Here is a 23,014-nt window from a genome sequence, read left to right on the forward strand (position 1 = left end):
GAAGGGCGCCCTTAAGGCGCCCTGGAGAATCAGGCACCCAGGCCGTGACCCGCATGCTTGTTCTCAATCAGCTCGATTTTATAGCCATCGGGATCTTCTACGAAGGCGATGATGGTGGTGCCGCCTTTAACCGGGCCTGCTTCACGCGTTACGTTGCCGCCATCCTGACGGATACGATCGCAGGTAGCCGCAACGTCATCCACGCCCAGCGCAATATGACCGTAGGCGTCGCCCAGATTGTAGCTCTCCTGACCCCAGTTATAGGTCAGCTCAATTACCGCGCCTTCGCTCTCTTCGGTATAACCCACAAAAGCAAGCGTGTATTTATATTCGGTATTTTCGCTGGTACGCAGCAGGCGCATGCCCAAAACTTTGGTATAAAAATCAACGGAACGCTGCAGATCGCCAACGCGAAGCATGGTGTGAAGTAAGCGCATAACATCCTCTTTGTGAAAAACGTTATCATCCGATAACGGGTAATAAAAATAAGTATAGCGATGATTTTCCGGCAGGGTAACCAGCAGGCTTTGCCTGCCGGGGAAATAACTGTCAGTAAGGCTTATCAAAACTTCACAGGCCGCACCGGACGCAGCTTGGTTTACTTTTATCCGGCGAGAGAGGGATAATCCGTATAGCCTTCTGCACCGCCGCCGTAGAAGAGTTCAGGGCGCGGCGCATTAAGCGGGGCGTTTTCACGCAGCCGCTCAACCAGGTCCGGGTTGGCGATATAAACACGGCCAAAGGCAGCTGCGTCAATCAACCCTTTTTCAATCAGCTCTTCCGCTTTTTCGGCGGTATAGGCACCGGCACCCACAATCACGCCCGGGTAGACGCTACGAATAGCTTTACGGAACGCTTCGCTGTAAGGCTTACCACCGGCCCAGTCAGGCTCGGAGATGTGCAGATAGGCCAGATTACGCTTCGCCAGCTCAGTGAGGTAGTAGAGCGCCGCGGCTTCCTGATCTTCACCATTATCCAGACCGTTGAACGGACCCAGCGGGGAGATGCGGATCCCGATGCGGTCAGCGCTCCAGGCGGCAATGGCAGCATCAACCACTTCCAGAGCAAAGCGGGTGCGGTTTTCTATGCTGCCACCATAGCTGTCTGTGCGCTGGTTAGATGCAGGAGAGAGGAACTGATGAATCAAATAACCGTGCGCGGAGTGAAGCTCCACCAGGTCAAAATCCGCTTCACGGGCATTGCTCACCGCCTGACGGAAATCATTAACTACCCCGGCAATCTCATCCACTTCAAGCGCGCGGGGAGTGGAAGTGGCTTCGCGTATTGCCTGCCCCTGCTCATCACGCAGGGAAGTACGGGTTTCTGCGTTGATGGCAGAAGAGGAGACCGGGGCTTTGCCCTCTGGCTGCACGCTGGTGTGGGAAATACGGCCGGTGTGCCAGAGCTGAACGGCGCTGTGGCCGCCCGCCTGGTGAATGCCTGCGTTGATCGCCTTCCAGGCTGAAATTTGCTCTGCTGAGTGCAGACCTGGTGCGCCGGCATAGCCTTTAGCCTGTGCAGAGATTTGCGTCGCTTCAGTGATGATCAGTCCGGCACTGGCACGCTGACGGTAATATTCACCCATCAGCGGAGTAGGAATATCGCCCGGTTCAATGCTGCGCAGTCGGGTCAGAGGGGCCATAAAAATGCGGTTAGGAACGGTAATCGCACCCGTTTTCAAAGGGGTGAACAGCTTTTTCAATTCCATTATTTCTCCTGGTAGACCGGTCGACTAGACAAAGGACTTTTTTTTAACGTAGCGATGGCAGCCTACGCGTTATCTCCTGCCTGACATTAACCATAGGTGCGTTGTCGGAAAGTTTGCCGACAGGGCAAGCTTAGCGTAAGCAACGCATTTGCGCCTGCAAAATCAGCCTGTTCAGGTAGCGTACCAGACCGACAGGTCTGGTACAAACTGGGCTACTGCGCCTGGCACGATCGGATCATATCCAGCGCTGGCTGATACTCTCGGGTTTGCACATTCATCATTCCCAGCAGCGTATGGAAGATATTGTCCTGTGACACTGCCTCGGTTTTGGCAGCCTGGCGGAGACAGGCCTGACTGATGCCAAAGGCGCTGGCGTAATCGGGCGACATCCAGAGCAGGAAAGGAATGTGCGTCTGCTGAGAGGGGGCAAACAGATAAGGTGCGCCATGCAGATACATGCCGTGCTCCCCAAGCGATTCCCCGTGATCAGAGAGATAGACCAGAGCAACATTAAATTTATCACTGCGGGACTTCAGCAGGCTGATGGTGCTGTCCACCATAGCATCGGTATAGAGGATCGAGTTGTCATAAGTGTTCACTAAAGCCTGATGATCGCAGTCCTGAATCTGATTGCTGTCGCAGGTTGGCGTGAATTTGCGCATCGCCGCCGGATAACGCAGATAGTAGGCAGGTCCGTGACTCCCCATCTGATGCAGCACAATCACCGTGTCATCTTTTACGCTGTCGATATATTTATCCAGACGGTGCAACAGCACGTCATCCAGACAGTAGTCACTTTTACAGAGCTCTCTGACATTCCACTTTGTCATATCGGTATGGGGCACGCGATCGCAGGCACCTTTACAGCTGCCGTCATTTTCACGCCACAAAACGTTTACCCCGGCATGGGCCATGACATCCAGCACGCCCTCCTGGTGACGCGCCAGACCGGCATCATAATGTTCACGCGGCATATTAGAGAACATGCAGGGAACAGAGATAGCGGTCTCTGTGCCGCAGGAGGTGGCGTTCTGATAGTAGATAACATTGTCCTGTTTCAGCTTAGGGTTAGTTTCCCGGGCATAGCCACCTAACGAAAAGTTCTCTGCCCGGCCGGTTTCACCCAGCACAAAGACCACCAGCGTTTTTTTCTTTTCCGCCTTGATTAGCGGCCCTTTCTTCGCATCCTGACCAATGCGCACCAGCGTCTGATCGCCGGCAAACCAGCGGTTATCTGCATAATGACCCACGCTGCTGACCACGTTAACCGGGGTGATCATTTTGACCAGCCCTTTGTTATTACGGATCAGTGAGGCGTAATCTTTATAGAACAGCGCTGCTACCAGCAGCACCACGGCTATCGCAGCCATTACGGTCAGGGCGCGTATAGCTATATTCATCCACCAGGGACGATGAGTGTTAATTTTGGTAGTGGCAATCAGCACGGCGGGCACGATACCTAAAACTGCCATCCACAGCAGATAACGAAGGCTGAATAACGCTGTGGCTTCCTGAACGTCAGTTTCAAAGACATTCTGGATCATATTCGTGTCAATGACCGTGCCAAAACTATAGATAAAATAGGTCGCGGCAGCGCCGGCCAGCACTAAAATGATTAGCAAGGGTTTACGGATCCAGGGTACAGCAGCCACACTGAAGATAATCAGGAAGGCACAAAACAGCACAACGGGCAGCGTCGCAGCAAATAGGTAATCATGAACAGAGGTGTAAGGGATCGTCTCCCAGGCCCGCAACAGGAAGAGGGCGTTCAGAATAAACGTAAAGAAAAGCGCGATATAAAGATTAAAAGCATTTTCGTTACACCGTAACTTAAGTAAGCGTTTCATAGCGTTCCGTCAAAAATAAATTCTGCGAGAATCTTAGCGTTGTAACCTTAGTGAAACCTTAACCACTGCTCAACAATGCGAACTCTCGCAGGAAATAGACGCGAGTGCCAAACCAGCGCTGTGTGGGGCCGGTCTGAAGTGGACTGGCGACTGCCAGCGGTGCAAAAAAAGAGCATTCATACTTGCGGTCGGGGAATAACCGATCTTCAATAAGGGACTGACCTGAATTCAGGAGGGACGGTGGCAGAACAACTTGAGTTTTTCCCGGTGCCAAGTCCCTGTCGGGGGATTTGTCAGTCTGACGAACGCGGCTACTGCCGCGGCTGTCTCAGAAGTCGCGAAGAGCGCTTCAACTGGATGAAATTTACCGATGCGCAAAAGCGGGAGGTGATCCGCCTCTGCCGTCAGCGCTTTCTTCGTCTGCAGCGTGCGGGCAAAACGGACGTGCCTGATGAGCCGGAACAGCCTTCGCTGTTTTAAGCGTGCCAGTCAGGTGATGGCCAGGTAAATAAAGGTCAATTAAGCGCATTTAACAGGCATTTTCCCGGAAACTTACCAGGCTTAAACTCCACTCTGGAAGAGACGAAAAGGAAAGTGTATGAAACGTTTGACTCTGATGGCGCTGCTGTTGGCAACAGGTTGTTTTGCGCAGGCAGCCAGTGAAAAAGTTGAGATGAAGCTGGCTACCCCACAGGGAGCCGGTGAGAGCATCGGTACCGTGACGCTGGAAGAGACGCCTTACGGCGTCACCTTCACACCAGCCCTGCAAGCCCTCCCGGCGGGCATTCATGGTTTCCATGTTCACGCCAAAGGCAGCTGCGAACCGCAAAGCAAAGAGGGCAAAATTGTTCCGGCCGGGGCGGCTGGCGGACATCTTGACCCGTCGGGATCGGGTAAACATCTTGGCCCCTGGCAGAATGGACACCTGGGCGATCTACCCGCCCTGTTTGTGACCAACGACGGCATGGCAACCTATCCGGTCCTGGCACCACGCATCAAAAAGCTCTCGGAAATTAAAGGAAAAGCGTTGATGATCCACATGGGTGGCGATAATCATTCGGATACGCCGAAACCGCTGGGCGGCGGAGGTGACCGCTTCGCCTGCGGCGTGATCTGATCGTATCAGGCGCTTGCCGCTCGTGCCTCCTCCGGCAGCGCCTGTTGCAACTGCGATAAGGAACAGAACAGCCGCCAGATAATTCCCGCCAGCTCGCTGGCCTCGTCTTTGCCGATAGCCTGTAGCCTCTCAATCCTCTGCTCTAACTCTGCTAGCGTTTGCGCCAGTGAATGGTGATGCACGCCGCGTTCGCCGATGATTCGGTGTAAATTTTGCAGCGTCGCCTCGCGCATTTCGGTCAGCTCGCTGGCGTCACTGTGCCATTCGCGCAGCTGCCAGAGAATATGTGAGCAGTTCAGCAGCACCACGCCCCAGCGCAGCAACCATAAACGAGCCCGGTCGTCGCGACTGCTGTTGAGTTGATTGACCCGGTGATAAATCAGCGATTCAAAGGTGCTCTGGCTGAGGTGAGGGCGGCGGCTGAGCTGGTCAAGGAATTCCCGACGCAGAGCACGGATGTGCCTGCGGCTACGGCGTTTATCCGAGCTGGGGCGCAGGATCTGAAAGGCGAGCCAGGCCAGCATCACGCCAAAAACCTTCGCCAGATTATCGTTCAGAAACGCCTGGTAGTCGTAGACAGGCGGGTTAGTCACCGCCAGAAACGATCCGCCAAACACAATCAGTTGTGCCCAGAGGCTGGCGCGATTTTTCTGCTGCAGCTTAAACAGCTGTAGCGTGATGAGCAAAGGGAAGAGAAAGAGTAAAAACTGCCACAGCACGCTGATCTGCACCATCAGCCCGAACTTGATGATAAAACTGAAGAGGCTCAGCAACAGCAGCGTTTTCAGCAACAACGAGACGCTGTTACTGGGGGAAGGCACGGATGAATAGAGCACGCAGCTAATGGCCGCAAGGGTAATGGCGGCATCACCGGACTCCCACTGGGTGGTAATGGTGAAGGCGCAACCCAGCAGAATAACGATAAACGTGCGCAGTGCGCTCCAGCTCGCTTCAGCACTGTCGGCATGACGCGCCAGCGCCGGGACGGCAGGCGGAGAAAGCGTCGTGTCGGCATCAGCACGTTCGAACTGCCTCAGCCAGCGGCTGATATTCAGATAGAGCCAGCAGAAATAGCGCAGGCGGTGCCAGAAGGCCTGATGACGATAATCGTGCTGGTCGCCAGGGGCTGCCTGACTCAGAATTTGCGCCAGGCGATATTTATTACACTCTGGTTTTGCCAGCTCGCTGAGCAGTGCCTGCAGCGTGGTAAACAGGATCTCCGGCGGCTCGGGCCAGTTAAGCAGCATCCGGCGCAGGCTGGAGATGACGCTGGTCAGCCGCAGCTGCTGGTGAAGAACATAGTTGAGTACGTTGTTCTGCCGGCGAAAGCGGTAGTGGCTCCAGAACGCCTGGATCCTTAACAGGTTCATGGTCAGGATTTGACCGATAACGTTCTCATGCGCGCTGCGCACGTTATCGGTGGTTTCTCGCTGCAGCAGTAACCCGGCATGCTCCAGCAGGCGGGTATGCATCGCTTTTAATGAGTGGATCAGCGTATCGCCATCTGAGGTGCTCGGCAGGATCATCATCATCAGCCCGCCGCACAGGATGCCGGAAATCACTTCGCATACCCGCGCCTGAGTAATATTCCACAGATCGTTGATATCGGTAATATTGACCGTGGTAAAGGCGATGATCGCCGCTGTGTATCCGGCCAGTGAAAAGGCGTAGGCCACATTATTTTGATAATGATTGGCAACCCAGGTACAAAGCGCCAGCCAGGCGGACATCGAGAGAGCAAACAGCCAGGGTTCGTTAAGCGTATGCCCGGCAATCAGCAGAGCTGCGCCTGCTCCCAGCAGGCTACCGGCGATGCGCCCCAGACTTTTGCTGATTACGCCACCTACGGTGGGAAAGCTGACCACTGCGGCCGAAGTCATCGCCCAGTAGGGTTCATCCAGCTGCAGACCATAGGCAATGCTCAGCGCCAGACACATGGCCATGGCGTTGCGAAGGGCGTAACGCCACTGACCTGCGGTAGCTTTAAGCCACGGAAGGTTTTGCCATGCAAGCCCGCTTAAATTCATGGCTGGATTGAGACGGTACAGGTAGTTCCCGCCACCAGCGGCAGATCCGCCGGGAGAGCTGTCAGGCGGATACGTACCGGCACGCGCTGAGCCAGACGGACCCAGGGGACATTTGGTTTGATATCCGGCACCAGTCCGCTGTCAGTTTCAACGCTCTGGTCATAGATAGCCCGGCCGATGCTCTCAACTTCCCCCTGTAAGGCTCTGTTATCGCTATAGAGGCGCACGGTGGCCTTATAACCTGCACGGATATGCCGCAGCTTGGTCTCTTCAAAATAGCCCATGACGTAAAACGAATGGCTGTCGACCAGGGCAAACAGCGGCGTGCCGCTGGTGGCATAATTTCCCGGACGCACCACCAGGTTGCTGATCCAGCCGTCGGTGGGTGCCGTTATCCGGGTTTGCGAGAGGTTCCATTTCGCCTGGTCCAGCTCTGCCTGAGCCGCCTTTGCTGCTGCGGCCATTCCCCTGGCACTGAGGTTGGCTGCATCCAGATCCTCTGCGGAGATTACATTGCGCGGCAGGCTCTGACGGCGTCGCGCTTCATGCTGTGCTTTCAGCAGATCGGACTGCGCTTTTGCCAGCTGTGCCTCAGCATTCAGCACGGCAATCCGGTAAGGTTCATCATCCAGCATCACTAAGGTGGTGCCTCGGGTGACAAACTGATTATCTTTGATGGGCAGCTGCTCAATGCGCCCGGAAACCTGCGGGGTGATATTAACCAGCTCTGCGCGGACTTTGCCATCCCGGGTCCAGGGGGACTGCATATAGTAATTCCACAACCACCAGCCGGCACAGAGCGCCGCTGCAAAGAAAATCACCGTGGAAAAATATTTTAACGTGCTGAATTTCATCCGTTCACCTGCAGCAACCAGAGCGAAGCGCTGACACAAAGAATAAAGAGTGAGAGATCCAGCAGCGTTGGGTGCCAGATTTCACCAGAGTAGATCCAGCCCCGCAGTAGGGGATGAAGTAACAGCCAGAAGAAAAACCCCAGCAGTACGGCTTTGAAAATCGGTGGGAAAAACACCGAGGCGCCAAAAACCAGGTCTGTTAGCGGTGAGGAGGAGGAGAAATAGGCGTTATCCACGGAGTAAATCCTTCTTGCCAGGCCGTTTGCGGCGCGCCGGGTAATCAATACGTTTCAAAAGTGATGAATTTGTATTTTGTCCTGTAAACTCGCAGAATAGTCTAAAATAAGGCATAATAGCTAGCAAGCTAATTATAAGGAGATGAAATTGGATACCCCATTAGGAACGGATCTCGCCAGACTGGTGCGTATCTGGCGGTCATTAATCGATCAGCGCCTTAAACCACTGGAACTCACGCAGACGCACTGGGTTACTCTGCACAATATTCATCAACTGCCGCCTGAGCAGTCACAAATTCAGTTAGCCAAGGCGATCGGTATTGAGCAACCCTCACTGGTGCGTACGCTGGATCAGCTGGAGGAGAAGGGCTTAATTACCCGAACGACCTGTGCCAGCGATCGCCGCGCCAAGCGGATTAAGCTCACGGTTGAAGCCGCGCCAATCATTACCCAGGTTGAACATGTTATTGATGCCACCCGGGATGATATTTTGTCAGGTATTTCGCAAAGTGAAATCGACAAACTGGTGACGCTGATAGCTCGTCTCGAAAAAAATATCCTGGAACTACAGGGTCGGGATGAATAAAAAAACCGGCTGAGGCCGGTTTTTTTATTTTTGCTTAGCGTGGTGAAACGGTGACCTGGCTTCCGTTGGAGGCCATTGTTACACGCTGGCCGACGGCATAACGGCTGGCCGCCTGTTTCTGCACCACCATAATTGTGTTGCCGTCATCTTTGCGGATTTCCAGCTCCACGCCCTGCGTTTTGTTAGCGGCGCCCTGTACGCCCTGACCCGCTACCCCGCCAGCCACTGCGCCAGCAGCGGTAGCAAGGCTACGGCCCGTACCGCCGCCCAGCGTATTCCCCAGGAAGCCCCCCAGCACCGCACCGCCGATAGCACCGATAACATTGTTGTCATCACCGCCCTGAATCTGAACCGGGCGTACGGAAACCAGCGTTCCGTAAGTGACGTTTTGCACTTGCTTGGCTTCTGAGGCGCTGTAAACATCGCCAGAAAGCGTGTCAGTGTTGCTGCATCCTGCCAATGTCACGCCAGTCAGTGCCACGACTAATAAACGCTTAATCATCGTAAAACTCCTTTATTTTCCATTTGCTGCAGTCAATTGCGCAGCGTTCAATAGGGTAATTATATGGCACAAGCCGCTAAGGTGGGTAAAAAAACTGCTACCCCCAGCGTAGCGCAACATCGATAAACCATAAATCAATCAGCTGCAAAATTGCGTAAAGAGAGCTAAATATCCAGTCAGTCTTCAAAAATGGTTAGTTAATCATAGAATTGCCCGCCTGATTTTGCGACGCTGTAGGCAGGAAATTCAGCAAACCCCAGTGGGTAAGGCGAAACAATGAAATCAGGGCGCTATATTGGCGTGATGTCCGGCACCAGCCTGGATGGCATTGATGTGGTGCTGGCTGCCATTGATGAGCATATGGTGGCGCAGCAGGCGAGCTATTGTCATCCTATGCCGCCAGCGTTGCGTCAGGCGGTGTTGGGGATCTGTCAGGGACAGTCATTAACGCTCTCTCAGTTGGGCCAGATAGACACGCAGCTGGGCAGGGCGTTTGCCGAAGCGGTGCAGACGTTTATTCAGCGTGAAGGGCTTGAGAAAGAGGATATTACGGCGATCGGCTGCCACGGGCAAACGGTCTGGCATGAGCCGCGGGGGGAGGCGCCAAACACGTTGCAGATTGGCGATAACAACCAGATTGTCGCTGCTACCGGCATCACCGTAGTGGGTGATTTCCGCCGTCGCGATATGGCGCTTGGCGGCCAGGGCGCTCCGCTGGTTCCCGCCTTCCATCAGGCCATTCTGATGCATCCGGAAGAGCGCCGAATGGTGTTGAACATCGGCGGCATCGCCAATCTTTCACTGTTGATCCCAGGCAAACCGATCGGTGGCTATGACACCGGCCCTGGCAACATGCTGCTGGACGCCTGGATCTGGCGCCACCAGGGCAAAGGATATGATAAGGATGGCGAATGGGGCCGACAGGGCAGCGTTATCAGACCGCTGCTGCAACAGATGCTGAGCGATCCCTGGTTCTCACTACCGGCACCAAAATCCACGGGCCGCGAATACTTTAATTTGGGCTGGATCGCGCAACAGCTTGCTGCCTTCCCGGGGCTGCAACCGCAGGATGTCCAGGCGACGCTGGTGGAACTTACCGCAGTGACTATCGCAGAACAGGTCATGCTGTGCGGCGGGTGTGAGCGGCTGCTGGTTTGTGGCGGAGGCAGCAGGAACCCCCTGTTGATGTCGCGGCTGGCAGCACAGCTGCCGGGAACCGAAGTGGGCAGCACCGATGAAGCGGGGATCAGCGGTGACGATATGGAAGCGCTCGCTTTCGCCTGGCTCGCCTACCGTACTTTATCGGGTCTGCCAGGCAATTTGCCCTCCGTGACGGGAGCAAAAGAAGCCTCGGTGATTGGCGCTATCTATCCGGCTAATCCAGCCTCTTATCGCTAACCCTTAGTTCACAGGAGAGAGAATGAAGAAGATACTTTTACTGTCCACGCTGGCGTTACTGTCAGGCTGCAGCTATTTCCATTCCGCCCCCGAGCAGCAGAAAACCCTGCATTACACCTGCGGCACGCTGCCCCTGACGGTGATCCTTGATAATAGCCGTGAGGAGGTTAACCTTATCCTTGATGGTAACCCGCTGACGTTAAAACAGCAGGTAGCCGCCTCCGGTACCCGCTACAGTGACGGAGTCTATGTTTTCTGGTCTAAAGGTGACGGGGCATTTATCGAACGAAACGATAAAGTCATTATCAATGACTGTCGCCTCAATGGCAGTTAACCCGTTGAAACCCATCGGGATGAAGCGCACAATGCGGCATCCCCCTTCGAGCTGAAGCCTGAGCGATGAACGAAAGCGACAACCTGCAGCAGATTGCCCATCTGCGCCGTGAATATACCCGTGGCGGCCTGCGCCGTAACGATCTGCCTGCCGACCCGCTGATGCTGTTTGAGCAGTGGCTGGGCCAGGCTGTTGAGGCGCAACTGCCCGATCCTACGGCGATGAGCGTGGCAACCGTGGACGAACAGGGCCAACCCTACCAGCGCATCGTGCTGCTGAAGCATTTCGATCAGCGCGGCATGGTCTTCTATACCAACCTGGGCAGCCGCAAGGCGCGCCATCTGGAGAGTAATCCGCGCATCAGCCTGCTCTTTCCGTGGCACATGCTGGAGCGTCAGGTGATGGTGCTGGGAACGGTAGAGAAACTCTCCATGCTGGAGGTGATGAAGTATTTCCACAGCCGCCCGCGGGAGAGCCAGATTGGCGCGTGGGTCTCGAAACAGTCCAGCCGCATCTCCGCCAGAGGCGTGCTGGAGGGCAAATTCCTCGAGCTGAAGCAAAAATTTCAGCAGGGCGAAGTGCCGCTGCCCAGTTTCTGGGGCGGTTTCCGCATCAAAATCGATTCAATGGAGTTCTGGCAGGGGGGCGAGCATCGTCTTCATGACCGCTTTTTCTACCAGCGTGAAGCGGATAGCTGGAAAATCGATCGCCTGGCACCCTGATCCCCTGAAATAATCCTGTTAAGCGCTGGCACAGAGTGCGCCAGCGCTTTATTCTATATGCCTTATTTTTCCTCCGCGAATCAGCGGAAAGCTGTGTACCAGCTTAGGTGCAGACTTTTTTACATGGAGTCAAAGATGGCCAGCAGTAACCTGATCACACAATTGCAAGAGCGGGGCCTGGTAGCCCAGGTCACGGATCAAGAGGCGTTAGCAGAGCGACTGGCGCAGGGGCCAATCGCACTCTATTGCGGCTTCGATCCCACTGCCGACAGCTTGCATTTGGGGCATCTGGTGCCGTTACTCTGCCTGAAACGCTTCCAGGATGCCGGACACCGCCCGATTGCTCTGGTGGGCGGCGCCACCGGCCTGATTGGCGATCCCAGCTTTAAAGCGGCGGAGCGCAAGCTCAATACCAACGAGACGGTGAATGAATGGGTGGAAAAAATCCGCCATCAGGTTGCCCCTTTCCTCGACTTCGACTGCGGTGAAAACAGCGCTATCGCGGCCAATAACTACGACTGGTTTGGCAACATGAACGTGCTGACCTTCCTGCGCGATATTGGTAAGCACTTCTCCGTTAATCAGATGATTAATAAAGAGGCGGTGAAGCAGCGCCTTAACCGTGACGATCAGGGCATCTCCTTTACCGAATTCTCTTACAATCTGCTGCAGGGTTATGACTTTGCCTGCCTGAACGAGCTGCATGGCGTGGCGCTGCAGATTGGCGGTTCCGACCAGTGGGGCAACATCACCTCCGGTATCGATCTGACCCGCCGTCTGCACCAGAACCAGGTCTTTGGCCTGACCGTGCCGCTGATCACCAAATCGGACGGCACCAAGTTCGGTAAAACCGAAGGCGGCGCTGTCTGGCTTGATGCCAGCAAAACCAGCCCTTACAAGTTCTACCAGTTCTGGATCAACACCGCAGATGCCGATGTTTATCGTTTCCTGAAGTTCTTCACCTTTATGAGCCTTGAAGAGATCAATGCGCTGGAAGAGGAAGACAAAAACAGCGGCAAAGCGCCTCGTGCGCAATATGTGCTGGCTGAGCTGGTGACAAAACTGGTGCATGGCGAAGAAGGCCTTGCCGCGGCGGTGCGTATCACCAAAAGTCTCTTCTCCGGCGCGTTGAATGAGATGACGCAAGCTGACTTCGAGCAGCTGGCGCAGGATGGCATGCCGTTCATCGAGCTGGAGCGCGGGCAGGATCTGCAGCAGGCTATGGTGGATGGTGACCTTGCGCCATCCCGCGGACAGGCCCGCAAGCTGATTGACTCCAAAGCGGTCAGCATCAACGGCGAGCCTCAGCTCAGCGCAGAGTATCTATTTACTGATGCAGACCGCCTGTTTGATCGCTTTACGCTGCTGCGTCGTGGCAAAAAGAATTACAGCCTGATCGTCTGGAAATAAAACAGAACATCACCACAGGCCGGCCAGTCCGGCCTTTCTTTTCTGGCAGGGTTCGTTATGAAAAACATTCTCTCTATACAGTCGCATACGGTGTTTGGCCATGCGGGCAACAGCGCGTCTGAATTTCCTATGCGCCGCATGGGCGCAAACGTTTGGCCGCTGAACACCGTTCAGTTTTCCAACCATACGCAGTACGGGCACTGGACCGGCGTGGTGATGCCCGCCACGCATCTGACCGAAATTGTTAAAGGGATTGCGGATATCGACCGTCTGAAAACCTGCGATGCGGTGCTGAGCGGCTATTTAGGCTCGGCAGAGCAGGGCGAGCAGATTCTGGAGATTGTGCGCCAGGTAAAAGCGGCCAACCCTGCGGCGTGGTATTTCTGCGATCCGGTGATGGGCCACCCTGAAAAGGGCTGTATTGTGGCGCCTGGCGTGGCGGAGTTTCATACCCGCTCTGCGCTGCCCGCCAGCGATATCATTGCCCCAAACCTGCTTGAGCTGGAGATGCTGAGCGGACATGCGGTCACCGATGTCCGGCAGGCCGTTGCCACCGCCCGTGAGCTGATTGCTAAAGGGCCGAAAGTGGTGCTGGTGAAGCACCTGGCAAGAGCAGGGCTGCGCAGCGACAGGTTTGAAATGCTGCTGGTAACAGTGGATGAAGCCTGGCATATCAGCCGTCCTCTGGTCGATTTCGGCGTAAGGCAGCCCGTCGGGGTGGGCGATCTCACCAGTGGGCTGCTGCTGGTGGATCTGCTGCAGGGCAAATCACTGAAGGAGGCGCTGGAGCATATTACCGCGGCGGTGTATGAGGTGATGCTGAAAACCCATGAGATGGGCGAGTATGAATTACAGCTGGTGGCGGCGCAGGATGGCATTGCTAATCCGCAGCAGCATTTCGCGGCAGAAAAACTGGCATAAACATCCTTCCCTCTGCCTTACTCAGGCAGAGGGAAAACTAAAGGGAGGAACCTCTGATACAGCGTGCTGGCGCTTTATAAATAAATGGCTCAGGAGGTCAGCCCTTCAGCCTGTAAGGCGGCTGCCACGGCGGGGCGTCCTGCCACTCGTTCAAACCACGTCGTTAACGTATCCAGCCCGGTTAAATCCAGCTTCACCGCCGTTGCCCAGCGCGTCACCGTAAACAAGTAGGCATCGGCCACGGTAAAGTGCTGCCCCATCAGCCACTGTTTTCCCTCCAGAACCCCGTTTATCCGGCGAAATTTGCTCTGCAGCTGTTCCCGAACCAGGGTCCGGTACTCTTCAGGCACGCCAGAACGGTAAAGGGCATAGAAATTTTCATGCAGCGCGGTGGCGATAAAATTCAGCCATTCCAGCGTCTGATAGCGCATCAGGCAGCCCGTGGGCGCCAGCAGCTGGCGGTCTGGCTTCTGGTCTGCAATATACTGAACAATCGCCACGGTCTCGGTAAGGATCGTGCCATCATCCAGCTCCAGCGCGGGCACCTTGCCCTGCGGATTGATGGCAAAAAAATCATCGTTCTGCTCGGTTTTTTTACTCTTTAAATCTACCGACACCACGGTGAAATCAAGACCAGATTCATGCAACACAATGTGAGGCGAGAGCGAACAGGCCCCGGACTGGAAGTAGAGTTTCATGCAGGCTCCTACAGCTGATTAGCAAAAGATCATTTGAGCTTACTTCAACTGGCTGAAAAGTCAGCGCAATGGCGTGACTTTTACTAAAAATCTGTCTGTTTCTTAACCGGTGTCATGCTTTCAGCTTGCAGACAAGCCAGTGCTGGCAGCACTTCCCGGGCCGTATCCCAGAATGCCCGGACTCTGGCAGGCATATATTTCAGATTCTGCGTGACCAGCTGCACCGGCAGGGGCGCAGGGCGACTGGCGGGGAGCACCTCGCAAAGCGTCCCCTGTTCCAGATCCTCATAAGCCTGATAAGAGAGCAGGCGGGTGATGCCTTTACCCGCTCTGGCAGCGATTAGCTGCGTTTCCACCTCGTTAACCATAATTGCGGGCTGGATGCGCACGCGTTCCTGATGAGTGACCGGGCCAAAACGCCACTCTCTGACCGAACTGACGGAGGTACCCGCTATCAGCGTATGGGCAGTTAAATCGGCCGGAGAAGCCGGACTGCCGGCGCGCGCCAGATAGTCGGGGCTGGCAAGCAGGATACGCTGAACGGTTCCCGTCTCGACAGCGACCAGCGAGGAGTCGCGTAGCTGGCCGATGCGCACCGCAATGTCCAGCCCCTGCTCAAGCAGATCCTGATAGCTGTCGTTGAGCAGCAGTTCAACCTGAATGCCGGGATAACGATCGATAAAATCCAGCACCAGCGGCGCGATATACTTGCGGCCAAACTGCACTGGCGCAGTAATGCGTAGCAGGCCGTTGAGCTGAGATTTTGAGGCGTCCTGAATCGCCTGTTGATAGTCGCCGAGGAGCGTCCTGGCTCGTTCAAACAGCGCCAGCCCGGCGGGTGTTGGGGAGATATTGCGCGTGGTGCGCTCAATCAGGCTGGCTGCGAAGCGGCTCTCAAGCGAAGCCAGCGCCCGGGTAATCGCGGGTGGGGAGCGACGCAGCTTGCGTGCCGCTGCAGCCAGACTACCCTGCTGCACCACCGCCACAAACACCTCAAGTTCATCCAGCTTGTCCATCACTCTTCCACTAAAAGAAATTATGAATTGCCATAATGCAGGTTTCCGTCCGTTTGCTGCAAGAGTAAGCTCAGGGAAACTCAAGAGGAGAAGATCATGACCGCATTAACGCTCTACAACACGCCATTATCGGGGCACGGACATCGGGTAAAATTACTTCTGACTATGCTGGATCTCCCCTTTAAAGAGATCGAAGCTGGTGCGGAGATACGTAAAACAGCACAGTTTCTGGCGCTGAATCCGCTTGGGCAGATACCCGTGCTGGTGGAGGGCGAAACCGTTATTACAGACAGCAACGCTATTCTGCTGTGGCTGGTTAAGCGTTATGCGCCCGAGAGCCACTGGCTGCCGCAGGATCTGCTGCAGGAGGTGGAGGTGCATCAGTGGCTGGCAAAAGCAGCCGGTGAAATCCGCTATGGCGTCGCCTCTGCAAGGCTCATCAGGCAGTTTTCAACGCCGGAGAATTATGAGTCGGCCTGTCAGGTGGCAGCAAAATTTTTGCCGCAAATGGAGCAGCATCTGACCGGAAAACGCTGGCTGGTGGGCGAACAGGCTACGCTGGCTGACCTGGCCTGCTACGCCTATGTGGCCTGCGCGCCGGAGGGCGGTATCTCTCTTGCGGATTATCCTGCCATACAGCAGTGGCTGCAAAATGTTGAGGCGCTGCCCGGCTTCATTGGGCTTCCTCCGCTGCCGCATCCTGAGTTGACGTAGCCATGTTTCATCCCGGGGAAAAACGGGCACAGCAGCGGGCGGGTTATGGCGAGGTCAGGGCCGCAGTTTATCCCGCCATGCCTGAGCAGCATCGCCAGTTCTTTGCCGGTCTGCACACTTTTTACCTGGCCACGCTGGGGGAGGATGGCTATCCGGTGGCGGCTTTACTACAAGGGGAGCCGGGGTTTATCAGCAGCGCGGGAGCTGACCTGTTAAGAGTCACACAAGCCTCCCTTCAGGCTAGCCCTTTACTCCCTGTGCTGAAAACAGGAATGGCGACAGGGGGGCTGGGAATCGATTTCTCTAACCGCAGGCGTAACCGGGTGAATGGCGTGGTTCAGGCTGTAGAGAAAGAGTACGTTGAAATCCAGGTACAGGAAAGCATCGGCAACTGCCCGAAATATATTCAGCGACGCCTTCTCCCTTACAGTGCCGGAAAAGGGCTGGTTGAGATTGAACGGCTTGCGGCTCTGGATGCGGCTGCGCGTTATGCCCTTTACGCCGCGGATACCTTTTTTGTCGCAAGCGTTGCGCCACGTCAGGCAGAGGCGGGCGGGGTGGATATTTCACATCGGGGTGGCGTGCCGGGGTTTCTTTCGCTGGAGCGGGGAAAACTAAAAATTCCTGACTATGTTGGCAACCGCTATATGAACACGCTGGGCAATTTGCTGGTTGACCCACGCTGCGCCCTGCTGATCCCCGATTTCCAGCAGGGAGCCGCGCTGCATATTCAGGGTAAAGCGGAGATTGCGTGGCAAAGGGGAGAGGGGCTGACCGAACGCTTCTGGTTTGTGGAAATTGAGAAGATCTGGCGCATCCGCCAGCTCTTTCCGCCTGCCGGGCTGGAGGTTGAATTCGCTGATTCTTCGGTTGCTGCCGGATAACCGGCAAAAAAAGGGCGACATCTCTGTCGCCCTTACTCTTATCACAATCTGAATGCGTCAGACTTTAACTTCTTTTAAGTCGGCCTGCTCATCCTGGGTCATGCGGTTCAGCTTCGGTGCTGTCAGCATCATCAGAATGGCGATAACACCGGTCGCGATACCAATCTGCAGGAAGACGTCGCCATAGACGTGCAGCGACTGAACCGGATCGGTGATATTTTCCGGCACGGCCATCAGATTCGCCACTTTACCGGCAATCATCGCCGCACCAGCGGTGGTCAGGAACCAGGAACCCATAATAAAGCCCATCAGACGCTGAGGCACTAACTGCGCCACCATAGCCAGGCCCAGGCCAGAAATCATCAGTTCGCCGACGCTCTGCAGCGCATAGCTTAAGATCAGCCAGTTAACGGAAACGATGCCCATCTGATTCGCAAACTTCGCGCCCAGCGGCAGCACCAGGAACGCAGCAGAGCAGAGGATCATCCCTACCGCAAACTTGTGCGGCATCGGCAGACGGTCGCCCATTTTGTTATAGATAGCAGCCAGAACCGGGCTGAAAACCATAATCCAGAACGGGTTCAGCGCCTGATACTGTTCAGCCTCAAACGCAATGCCGAGGATGCTGTGTTCAACGTTGCGGATCGCAAAGAAGTTCAGGGAGGTGGGCATCTGCATATAGAGCACAAAGAACACCACCGCTTCGACCATCAGCATAAACGCGACAATCATTTTGCGGCGCGCGGCACCTTTCATCGCGAAGGCTTCTTTCGCGAAGATCAGAACGATGCCCGCAGCAATCACCGCCAGCACCAGGCGGGCGATCCCCTGATTGTGCAGCAGCCAGGTAGCCAGCACGATCAGTACGGCGACACCCACCAGCGTTGCCAGCAATTTGCCAACCTGCAGCGGGGCGAAATCGGGCTTAGAACCGTAGTTTTTCACCCATTTGCGGAACAGCATAAAGTTGACCAGCGTCAGCAGCATACCGATGAATGAGAGAGAGAACGCCACGCTCCAGCCAAATTTGGCCGCCAGCCACGGGGTCGCCAGCATCGAGAAGAAGGAACCGATATTGATCGCCATGTAATACATGGTGAAAGCGCCATCCAGTCGCGGGTCATCTTTCTGGTAGCAGGTCGAGAGCAGGGAAGAGGGGTTAGCCTTGAACAGGCCGTTACCCACGGCGATGGTCGCCATGCCGATATAAACCATGCTCACGTCATGACCCGACCAGGCCACCAGTGCATAACCCAGCGCCAGCACCAGCGTACCCAACACGATGACGCGTTTGGTGCCCAGCACTTTATCGCCCAGCCAGCCGCCCACGGCGACCAGGCCATAGACCAGCGCACTGAAGGAGGAGAACAGGGTGATCGACTCCGCTTCGGACATTCCCAGCATTTTTACCAGGTAGACCGCCATGATGCCTTGCAGGCCGTAATAACCGAAGCGTTCCCACAGTTCGATAGAAAAAATCAGATAGAACGATTTAGGTTGCTTGAACGCATTGAGGCTGTTGACCTCAGGATGTTTGTTTGCAGTTGACACTGGTACCTCTGAAGTTCGTAGCCTGTTTCGACTCCTGAATAAAGTCGTCGTAGCACAAGGTGGGCATTCGCCGCATGATTATAAGAAATGAAAAGCGGCGGTTAATTTCGCCGATCGAAGCAGATCAGGCAAGCGTTTTTTCTTATAAGGCACTCCGCCGTCAATCAAGTGTTAACCTGCGGTGAAATATTCATCGATGGATGAATGTGCTGTTAACAATTTTTTGTTAAGAATAAACAGCTTAAAACAGATTCGCGTCTTAATTCCCGTCAAAAATGTAGGGGTTTAGCGATATAAATAGTTATATCGACTACCTGATATATAAAAGATGAAATTATTAACCAATACACAGGGAAATGTTAGCTATATGCACCGCCATACAGAGAAGCGATATATTTTATCGCAGATGAGTGAGCTAAATGTGATTCAGATCACTTTAATCCAACATAATAATTATCGAAAAATAACTTCTTTTTGATCTCATTGCCTTATTGAACTGCGACGGTTTAAGGCTGAACCTCTCTCTTTTTGTGCTGAATGTGAGCCACTTAACGTTGTGCCGGCGCTGAAGGAGCGTGGCTTTCTTTTTTATTGATTGAACGTTCAATATAAAATGGCTATAATCACTTTCATTCAATAGTTAAAACCGATGAAACGATGCCAAAAGTTGGAATGAAACCCATTCGTCAGGCGCAGTTAATCCATGCCACCCTGACCGTTATCGACAGAGTAGGGCTGGCTGATGCGAGCCTGGCGCTGATCGCCAAAGAGGCGGGGGTATCAACCGGGATTGTCAGCCACTATTTTGGCGACAAAAACGGCCTGCTGGATGCCTGCATGCGCCAGATCCTCTCTGACCTCTATCAGGCGGTGGTTCACTATCGTCAGCAGGCGGCAAACCTGCCGGAGGCGCAAATACGCGCCATCATCGACGGCAACTTTGATCTGTCGCAGATTGACAGCCCGGTGCTCAAGACCTGGCTTGCCTTCTGGACTAACAGCCTGCATCAGCCCGATCTGCATCGCCTGCAGCGCATTAACGACCGGCGCCTCTATTCGAACCTGACGGCGCAGTTCGCCCGGGTTCTTCCTGCTGAGAAGGCTCGTGAAGCGGGAGCCAGCATGGCGGCACTTATTGACGGTTTGTGGCTGCGTATGACGCTGGCACCACAGCCGATGGCGCAGGGGCTGGAGAACGCCCGTGCGCTTTGCTATCAAAATCTCGCGCTGTGGCTTTCAGCCCCGGCACACTAACCCCCCGAAGGAGGAGGCATGGCAGATATGCAACGCCGTGGACTTTATATCAATGGCCGTGAAGAACCCGGTCATGGCGAAACATTTACCACCATCAACCCCGCCAATGGCGATGTACTGGCGGAGATCACCGCTGCCAGTACGCAGGATATCGATCGTGCCGTCGCATCCGCCCACGCAGGGCAGCGTATCTGGCGCGCTTACACGCCGGTTGAGCGTAGCCGCGTGCTGCTGAAAGCGGTAGCGCTGCTGCGCGAGCGCAATCAGACTCTGGCCGAACTGGAAACCGCCGATACCGGTAAACCCATCAGCGAAACGGCTTATGTGGATATCGTCACCGGGGCCGACGTGCTGGAGTATTACGCGGGGCTGGCCGTAGCGGTTGAAGGCGAGTCTATTCCTCTGCGCGACAGCGCGCTGGTCTATACCCGTCGCGAGCCGTTAGGCGTCTGTGCCGGGATCGGCGCCTGGAACTACCCCATTCAGATCGCCCTGTGGAAAAGTGCTCCGGCGCTGGCTACCGGTAACGCAATGATCTTCAAACCCAGTGAAGTGACGCCGCTGAGCGCGCTTGAGCTGGCGAAGATCTTCACCGAAGCGGGCCTGCCGGATGGCGTGTTTAACGTGGTTCAGGGCGCAGCAGCGGTGGGGCAAGGCCTCAGCCAGCATCCGCAGATTGCTAAGGTTTCCTTCACTGGCGAAGTGAACACCGGGAAACGCGTGATGGCTGATGCGGCGCTGGCGAATCTCAAGTCTGTCACCATGGAACTGGGCGGCAAATCGCCGCTGATCGTGTTTGAAGATGCCGAGCTGGAACGGGCTGTTGATGGCGCGATGATGGCTAACTTCTACAGCAGCGGGCAGGTTTGCACCAACGGCACCCGCGTTTTTGTGCAGCGTTCTCTGCTGCCGGCGTTTGAAAAACGTCTGCAGGAGAAAATGGCGGCTATCAGATGCGGTGACCCGATGGATCCTCAGGTCAATTTCGGGCCGCTGGTCAGCGAAGAGCACTGCCAGAAAGTCATCTCTTACCTGACCGTCGGGAAAGAGCAGGGCGCCCGTTTGCTGGCTGGCGGTTCACGCATGACCGAAGGTGCCTTTGCCAAAGGGTGTTATGTGGAACCCACGGTCTTTACTGACTGCACTGATGAGATGCGTATCGTGCAGGAAGAGATTTTTGGTCCGGTGATGAGCGTGCTGGTGTTTGATGATGAGCAGGAAGCGATCGAACGCGCCAACAACACCGAATATGGCCTGGCGGCTGGAGTGTTTACCTCCTCGCTGAACCGTGCCCACCGCGTTATTCATCAGCTTGAAGCGGGCATCTGCTGGGTGAACAGCTGGGGCGAATCACCGGCTCCTATGCCGGTGGGCGGCTACAAGCAGTCGGGCGTAGGCCGTGAAAACGGGCTTGAAACCCTGCATCACTATACGCGCACCAAGTCCGTACTGATTGAGATGGGAGATTACCCTTCCGCATTCTGATGCGCAGGGCTGGCAATCTGATATTTTTGCCGCGGCTTTTCTGCCGCGGCACTCTGGAGGTTTAATGCAGAAATTTGATTACATTATTATTGGCGCGGGTTCAGCAGGCAACGTGCTGGCCACGCGACTCACTGAGGATGCTGACGTATCGGTACTGTTACTGGAAGCGGGCGGAAAAGATCACCGCTGGGACTTCCGTACCCAAATGCCAGCCGCTTTGGCTTATCCGCTGCAGGGTAAACGCTATAACTGGGCCTTTGAAACCGATCCTGAACCCATGATGGGCAACCGCCGTATGGAGTGCGGACGCGGTAAAGGCCTGGGCGGCTCTTCGCTTATCAACGGCATGTGTTATATCCGCGGCAACGCCATGGACTACGACAACTGGGCCAGCAAAAAGGGGCTGGAAAAGTGGTCCTATCTCAACTGCCTGCCCTATTTCCGTAAGGCGGAGAAGCGTGATATCGGCGAAAATGACTACCACGGCGGCGAAGGCTACCTCAGCGTCACCACGCCAAAAAAAGGCAACAACCCGCTGTTCCGCGCTTTCATTGATGCCGCTGTCCAGGCGGGACATTACGAAACGGATGACCTTAACGGTTACCGTCAGGATGGTTTTGGCCCGATGGATCGCACAGTAACGCCGCAGGGACGCCGTTCCAGCACCGCCCGAGGCTATCTGGATGTGGCAAAGCAGCGCTCTAACCTGACCATCGTCACCCACGCGCAGACTGACCGTATCCTGTTCAGCGGCAAAAGTGCCACCGGCGTCTGCTGGCTGCGCAACGGTAAAGAAGAGCAGGCGGAAGCCGCCCGTGAAGTGCTGCTCTGTGCGGGGGCTATCGCCTCACCACAAATTCTCCAGCGTTCGGGCGTAGGCCCGGAAGAGTGGCTGCGCGAGCTGGATATTGATCTGGTCCATGCCCTGCCGGGCGTTGGCCGTAATTTGCAGGATCACCTGGAAGTCTATATGCAGTTCCGCTGCAAAAAGCCGGTCAGCCTCTATCCTTCCCTGCAGTGGTGGAACCAGCCTGCCATCGGGGCGGAGTGGCTGTTTAACGGCACCGGCACCGGCGCCAGCAACCAGTTTGAAGCGGGCGGATTTATTCGCAGCGATGACCAGCCAGATTGGCCTGATTTGCAGTATCACTTCCTGCCGGTGGCGATCAATTACAACGGCAGCAGCCCGGTTAAAGAGCATGGCTTCCAGGCCCACGTTGGTCCAATGCGCTCTATGAGCCGTGGCTGCGTGAAGCTGACCTCAAAGCACCCCTATGCTGCACCCTCAATTTTCTTCAACTACATGTCTGAAGAGCGTGACTGGGTAGAGTTCCGCAACGCCGTGCGTCTGACCCGTGAAATCATGCGTCAGCCCGCTCTGGCTGAGTACTGCGGCGACGAAATTCAGCCGGGCGCGCAGGTGCAGAGCGATGAACAGATTGACGCTTTTATCCGGGAGCACGCAGAGACCGCCTATCACCCTTGTGGCAGTTGCGCGATGGGGAATGATGAGATGGCGGTGGTGGATGCAGAAGGGCGTGTGCATGGCATGCAGCGGCTGCGCGTGGTGGATGCTTCCATCATGCCGCAAATCACCACCGGCAATCTGAACGCCCCAACGGTGATGATTGCCGAAAAAATAGCAGATTTGATCCGCGGTAAAACGCCGCTGGCGCTCTCTACGGCAGAGTACTATCAGCTTAAGCGTGAAAAGGCGGAAGCTGAAGAAACTCAGGGCTAAGGGCCGCTA

Annotated in this window: 23 protein-coding genes; 13 read left to right on the forward strand and 10 right to left on the reverse strand. The window is 55.3% G+C overall.

Going from position 1 to position 23,014, the window contains the following annotated elements; all coding sequences use genetic code 11:
- Nucleotides 1–29: 29 nt before the first annotated feature.
- From gloA to eptA, 3 genes are all read right to left on the reverse strand, one after another.
- Nucleotides 30–437 carry a lactoylglutathione lyase gene (gene gloA, locus Q3V30_RS09360; RefSeq protein ID WP_306212660.1) on the reverse strand — a complete coding sequence of 136 codons (408 nt, stop codon included), beginning with the start codon at nucleotides 435–437 and terminating at the stop codon, nucleotides 30–32.
- 167 nt (nucleotides 438–604) lie between these two features.
- Nucleotides 605–1,708, reverse strand: a complete 1,104-nt coding sequence (nemA, locus tag Q3V30_RS09365) for an alkene reductase (protein WP_306212662.1) — start codon at nucleotides 1,706–1,708, stop codon at nucleotides 605–607.
- A gap of 212 nt (nucleotides 1,709–1,920) precedes the next feature.
- Nucleotides 1,921–3,555 carry a phosphoethanolamine transferase EptA gene (gene eptA, locus Q3V30_RS09370; RefSeq protein WP_306212664.1) on the reverse strand — a complete coding sequence of 545 codons (1,635 nt, stop codon included), beginning with the start codon at nucleotides 3,553–3,555 and terminating at the stop codon, nucleotides 1,921–1,923.
- A gap of 240 nt (nucleotides 3,556–3,795) precedes the next feature.
- On the opposite strand from eptA, the gene Q3V30_RS09375 reads away from it, so the two are divergent.
- Together Q3V30_RS09375 and sodC are read left to right on the forward strand one after the other, a co-directional pair.
- The gene (locus Q3V30_RS09375) at nucleotides 3,796–4,035 is read left to right on the forward strand and encodes a DUF1289 domain-containing protein (protein WP_306212665.1); all 240 of its coding nucleotides are present in this window, start codon (nucleotides 3,796–3,798) and stop codon (nucleotides 4,033–4,035) included.
- Nucleotides 4,036–4,153: 118 nt separating this feature from the next.
- Entirely contained in the window at nucleotides 4,154–4,672 is a 519-nt protein-coding gene (gene sodC / locus Q3V30_RS09380; protein WP_306212667.1) for a superoxide dismutase [Cu-Zn] SodC, read from the forward strand.
- A 5-nt stretch (nucleotides 4,673–4,677) separates the two neighbouring features.
- Here the strand turns inward: sodC and Q3V30_RS09385 are convergent, their stop codons facing one another.
- From Q3V30_RS09385 to Q3V30_RS09395, 3 genes are read right to left on the reverse strand one after another with little or no spacing between them, the layout of a single operon-like run.
- Nucleotides 4,678–6,699, reverse strand: a complete 2,022-nt coding sequence (locus Q3V30_RS09385; protein ID WP_306212670.1) for an FUSC family protein — start codon at nucleotides 6,697–6,699, stop codon at nucleotides 4,678–4,680.
- Nucleotides 6,696–7,553: an efflux RND transporter periplasmic adaptor subunit gene (locus tag Q3V30_RS09390; RefSeq protein WP_306212672.1), complete on the reverse strand. Its 858-nt coding sequence runs from the start codon at nucleotides 7,551–7,553 to the stop codon at nucleotides 6,696–6,698. The genes Q3V30_RS09385 and Q3V30_RS09390 overlap by 4 nt, the downstream gene beginning before the upstream one ends.
- A complete protein-coding gene (locus Q3V30_RS09395) occupies nucleotides 7,550–7,789 on the reverse strand; it encodes a DUF1656 domain-containing protein (protein WP_306212674.1) in 240 nt (79 codons plus the stop codon). Before Q3V30_RS09395 ends, Q3V30_RS09390 begins: the two co-directional genes overlap by 4 nt.
- A gap of 148 nt (nucleotides 7,790–7,937) precedes the next feature.
- Between Q3V30_RS09395 and slyA the strand changes: the two genes are divergently transcribed.
- Nucleotides 7,938–8,375 carry a transcriptional regulator SlyA gene (gene slyA / locus Q3V30_RS09400; protein ID WP_306212677.1) on the forward strand — a complete coding sequence of 146 codons (438 nt, stop codon included), beginning with the start codon at nucleotides 7,938–7,940 and terminating at the stop codon, nucleotides 8,373–8,375.
- Nucleotides 8,376–8,409: 34 nt separating this feature from the next.
- Here the strand turns inward: slyA and slyB are convergent, their stop codons facing one another.
- Complete coding sequence (gene slyB / locus Q3V30_RS09405) at nucleotides 8,410–8,877, reverse strand: outer membrane lipoprotein SlyB (RefSeq protein WP_306212679.1); 468 nt, start codon at nucleotides 8,875–8,877, stop codon at nucleotides 8,410–8,412.
- Nucleotides 8,878–9,153: 276 nt separating this feature from the next.
- On the opposite strand from slyB, the gene anmK reads away from it, so the two are divergent.
- From anmK to pdxY, 5 genes are all read left to right on the forward strand, one after another.
- Entirely contained in the window at nucleotides 9,154–10,275 is a 1,122-nt protein-coding gene (anmK, locus tag Q3V30_RS09410) for an anhydro-N-acetylmuramic acid kinase (RefSeq protein WP_306212681.1), read from the forward strand.
- 22 nt (nucleotides 10,276–10,297) lie between these two features.
- On the forward strand, nucleotides 10,298–10,609 hold the full coding sequence (locus tag Q3V30_RS09415; RefSeq protein WP_306212684.1) for an MliC family protein: 312 nt from the start codon (nucleotides 10,298–10,300) through the stop codon (nucleotides 10,607–10,609).
- A gap of 65 nt (nucleotides 10,610–10,674) precedes the next feature.
- Nucleotides 10,675–11,331 (forward strand): pyridoxamine 5'-phosphate oxidase, encoded by a 657-nt coding sequence (gene pdxH / locus Q3V30_RS09420; protein ID WP_306212686.1) that lies wholly within the window; start codon nucleotides 10,675–10,677, stop codon nucleotides 11,329–11,331.
- 135 nt (nucleotides 11,332–11,466) lie between these two features.
- A complete protein-coding gene (gene tyrS, locus Q3V30_RS09425) occupies nucleotides 11,467–12,741 on the forward strand; it encodes a tyrosine--tRNA ligase (RefSeq protein WP_306212688.1) in 1,275 nt (424 codons plus the stop codon).
- Nucleotides 12,742–12,798: 57 nt separating this feature from the next.
- Nucleotides 12,799–13,662: a pyridoxal kinase PdxY gene (gene pdxY, locus Q3V30_RS09430; RefSeq protein ID WP_306212690.1), complete on the forward strand. Its 864-nt coding sequence runs from the start codon at nucleotides 12,799–12,801 to the stop codon at nucleotides 13,660–13,662.
- An 89-nt stretch (nucleotides 13,663–13,751) separates the two neighbouring features.
- Here pdxY and gstA read toward each other — a convergent pair whose 3' ends face one another.
- Entirely contained in the window at nucleotides 13,752–14,360 is a 609-nt protein-coding gene (gene gstA, locus Q3V30_RS09435; RefSeq protein ID WP_306212693.1) for a glutathione transferase GstA, read from the reverse strand.
- 83 nt (nucleotides 14,361–14,443) lie between these two features.
- Nucleotides 14,444–15,376 carry a LysR family transcriptional regulator gene (locus Q3V30_RS09440; RefSeq protein ID WP_306212695.1) on the reverse strand — a complete coding sequence of 311 codons (933 nt, stop codon included), beginning with the start codon at nucleotides 15,374–15,376 and terminating at the stop codon, nucleotides 14,444–14,446.
- A gap of 96 nt (nucleotides 15,377–15,472) precedes the next feature.
- Here Q3V30_RS09440 and Q3V30_RS09445 point away from each other — a divergent pair, with 96 nt between their 5' ends.
- Nucleotides 15,473–16,090: a glutathione S-transferase gene (locus Q3V30_RS09445; RefSeq protein WP_306212697.1), complete on the forward strand. Its 618-nt coding sequence runs from the start codon at nucleotides 15,473–15,475 to the stop codon at nucleotides 16,088–16,090.
- Between the two features lie 2 nt (nucleotides 16,091–16,092).
- A complete protein-coding gene (locus Q3V30_RS09450; RefSeq protein WP_306212699.1) occupies nucleotides 16,093–16,974 on the forward strand; it encodes a pyridoxamine 5'-phosphate oxidase family protein in 882 nt (293 codons plus the stop codon).
- Nucleotides 16,975–17,031: 57 nt separating this feature from the next.
- On the opposite strand, the gene dtpA is transcribed toward Q3V30_RS09450, so the two are convergent.
- On the reverse strand, nucleotides 17,032–18,525 hold the full coding sequence (gene dtpA / locus Q3V30_RS09455) for a dipeptide/tripeptide permease DtpA (RefSeq protein ID WP_306212701.1): 1,494 nt from the start codon (nucleotides 18,523–18,525) through the stop codon (nucleotides 17,032–17,034).
- Nucleotides 18,526–19,182: 657 nt separating this feature from the next.
- Here dtpA and betI point away from each other — a divergent pair.
- From betI to betA, 3 genes are all read left to right on the forward strand, one after another.
- Nucleotides 19,183–19,779 (forward strand): transcriptional regulator BetI, encoded by a 597-nt coding sequence (gene betI / locus Q3V30_RS09460; protein ID WP_306212703.1) that lies wholly within the window; start codon nucleotides 19,183–19,185, stop codon nucleotides 19,777–19,779.
- A gap of 27 nt (nucleotides 19,780–19,806) precedes the next feature.
- Complete coding sequence (gene betB / locus Q3V30_RS09465) at nucleotides 19,807–21,264, forward strand: betaine-aldehyde dehydrogenase (RefSeq protein WP_306213154.1); 1,458 nt, start codon at nucleotides 19,807–19,809, stop codon at nucleotides 21,262–21,264.
- Nucleotides 21,265–21,328: 64 nt separating this feature from the next.
- Nucleotides 21,329–23,005, forward strand: coding sequence for a choline dehydrogenase (gene betA / locus Q3V30_RS09470; protein WP_306212706.1), 1,677 nt, complete (start codon nucleotides 21,329–21,331; stop codon nucleotides 23,003–23,005).
- Nucleotides 23,006–23,014: the final 9 nt, after the last annotated feature.

Source organism: Erwinia pyri (genome assembly GCF_030758455.1).
GTDB lineage: Bacteria > Pseudomonadota > Gammaproteobacteria > Enterobacterales > Enterobacteriaceae > Erwinia > Erwinia pyri.

Excerpts from the sequence above, each read along its gene's own strand:
- betA (WP_306212706.1), top strand. The coding sequence starts at position 21,329 with ATGCAGAAATTTGATTACATTATTATTGGCGCGGGTTCAGCAGGCAAC.
- slyB (WP_306212679.1), bottom strand. The coding sequence starts at position 8,877 with ATGATTAAGCGTTTATTAGTCGTGGCACTGACTGGCGTGACATTGGCA.
- pdxY (WP_306212690.1), top strand. The coding sequence starts at position 12,799 with ATGAAAAACATTCTCTCTATACAGTCGCATACGGTGTTTGGCCATGCG.
- Q3V30_RS09445 (WP_306212697.1), top strand. The coding sequence starts at position 15,473 with ATGACCGCATTAACGCTCTACAACACGCCATTATCGGGGCACGGACAT.
- betB (WP_306213154.1), top strand. The coding sequence starts at position 19,807 with ATGCAACGCCGTGGACTTTATATCAATGGCCGTGAAGAACCCGGTCAT.
- Q3V30_RS09440 (WP_306212695.1), bottom strand. The coding sequence starts at position 15,376 with ATGGACAAGCTGGATGAACTTGAGGTGTTTGTGGCGGTGGTGCAGCAG.
- eptA (WP_306212664.1), bottom strand. The coding sequence starts at position 3,555 with ATGAAACGCTTACTTAAGTTACGGTGTAACGAAAATGCTTTTAATCTT.
- nemA (WP_306212662.1), bottom strand. The coding sequence starts at position 1,708 with ATGGAATTGAAAAAGCTGTTCACCCCTTTGAAAACGGGTGCGATTACC.
- gloA (WP_306212660.1), bottom strand. The coding sequence starts at position 437 with ATGCGCTTACTTCACACCATGCTTCGCGTTGGCGATCTGCAGCGTTCC.
- Q3V30_RS09390 (WP_306212672.1), bottom strand. The coding sequence starts at position 7,553 with ATGAAATTCAGCACGTTAAAATATTTTTCCACGGTGATTTTCTTTGCA.
- pdxH (WP_306212686.1), top strand. The coding sequence starts at position 10,675 with ATGAACGAAAGCGACAACCTGCAGCAGATTGCCCATCTGCGCCGTGAA.
- gstA (WP_306212693.1), bottom strand. The coding sequence starts at position 14,360 with ATGAAACTCTACTTCCAGTCCGGGGCCTGTTCGCTCTCGCCTCACATT.
- sodC (WP_306212667.1), top strand. The coding sequence starts at position 4,154 with ATGAAACGTTTGACTCTGATGGCGCTGCTGTTGGCAACAGGTTGTTTT.
- betI (WP_306212703.1), top strand. The coding sequence starts at position 19,183 with ATGCCAAAAGTTGGAATGAAACCCATTCGTCAGGCGCAGTTAATCCAT.
- Q3V30_RS09385 (WP_306212670.1), bottom strand. The coding sequence starts at position 6,699 with ATGAATTTAAGCGGGCTTGCATGGCAAAACCTTCCGTGGCTTAAAGCT.
- Q3V30_RS09450 (WP_306212699.1), top strand. The coding sequence starts at position 16,093 with ATGTTTCATCCCGGGGAAAAACGGGCACAGCAGCGGGCGGGTTATGGC.
- Q3V30_RS09415 (WP_306212684.1), top strand. The coding sequence starts at position 10,298 with ATGAAGAAGATACTTTTACTGTCCACGCTGGCGTTACTGTCAGGCTGC.
- anmK (WP_306212681.1), top strand. The coding sequence starts at position 9,154 with ATGAAATCAGGGCGCTATATTGGCGTGATGTCCGGCACCAGCCTGGAT.
- tyrS (WP_306212688.1), top strand. The coding sequence starts at position 11,467 with ATGGCCAGCAGTAACCTGATCACACAATTGCAAGAGCGGGGCCTGGTA.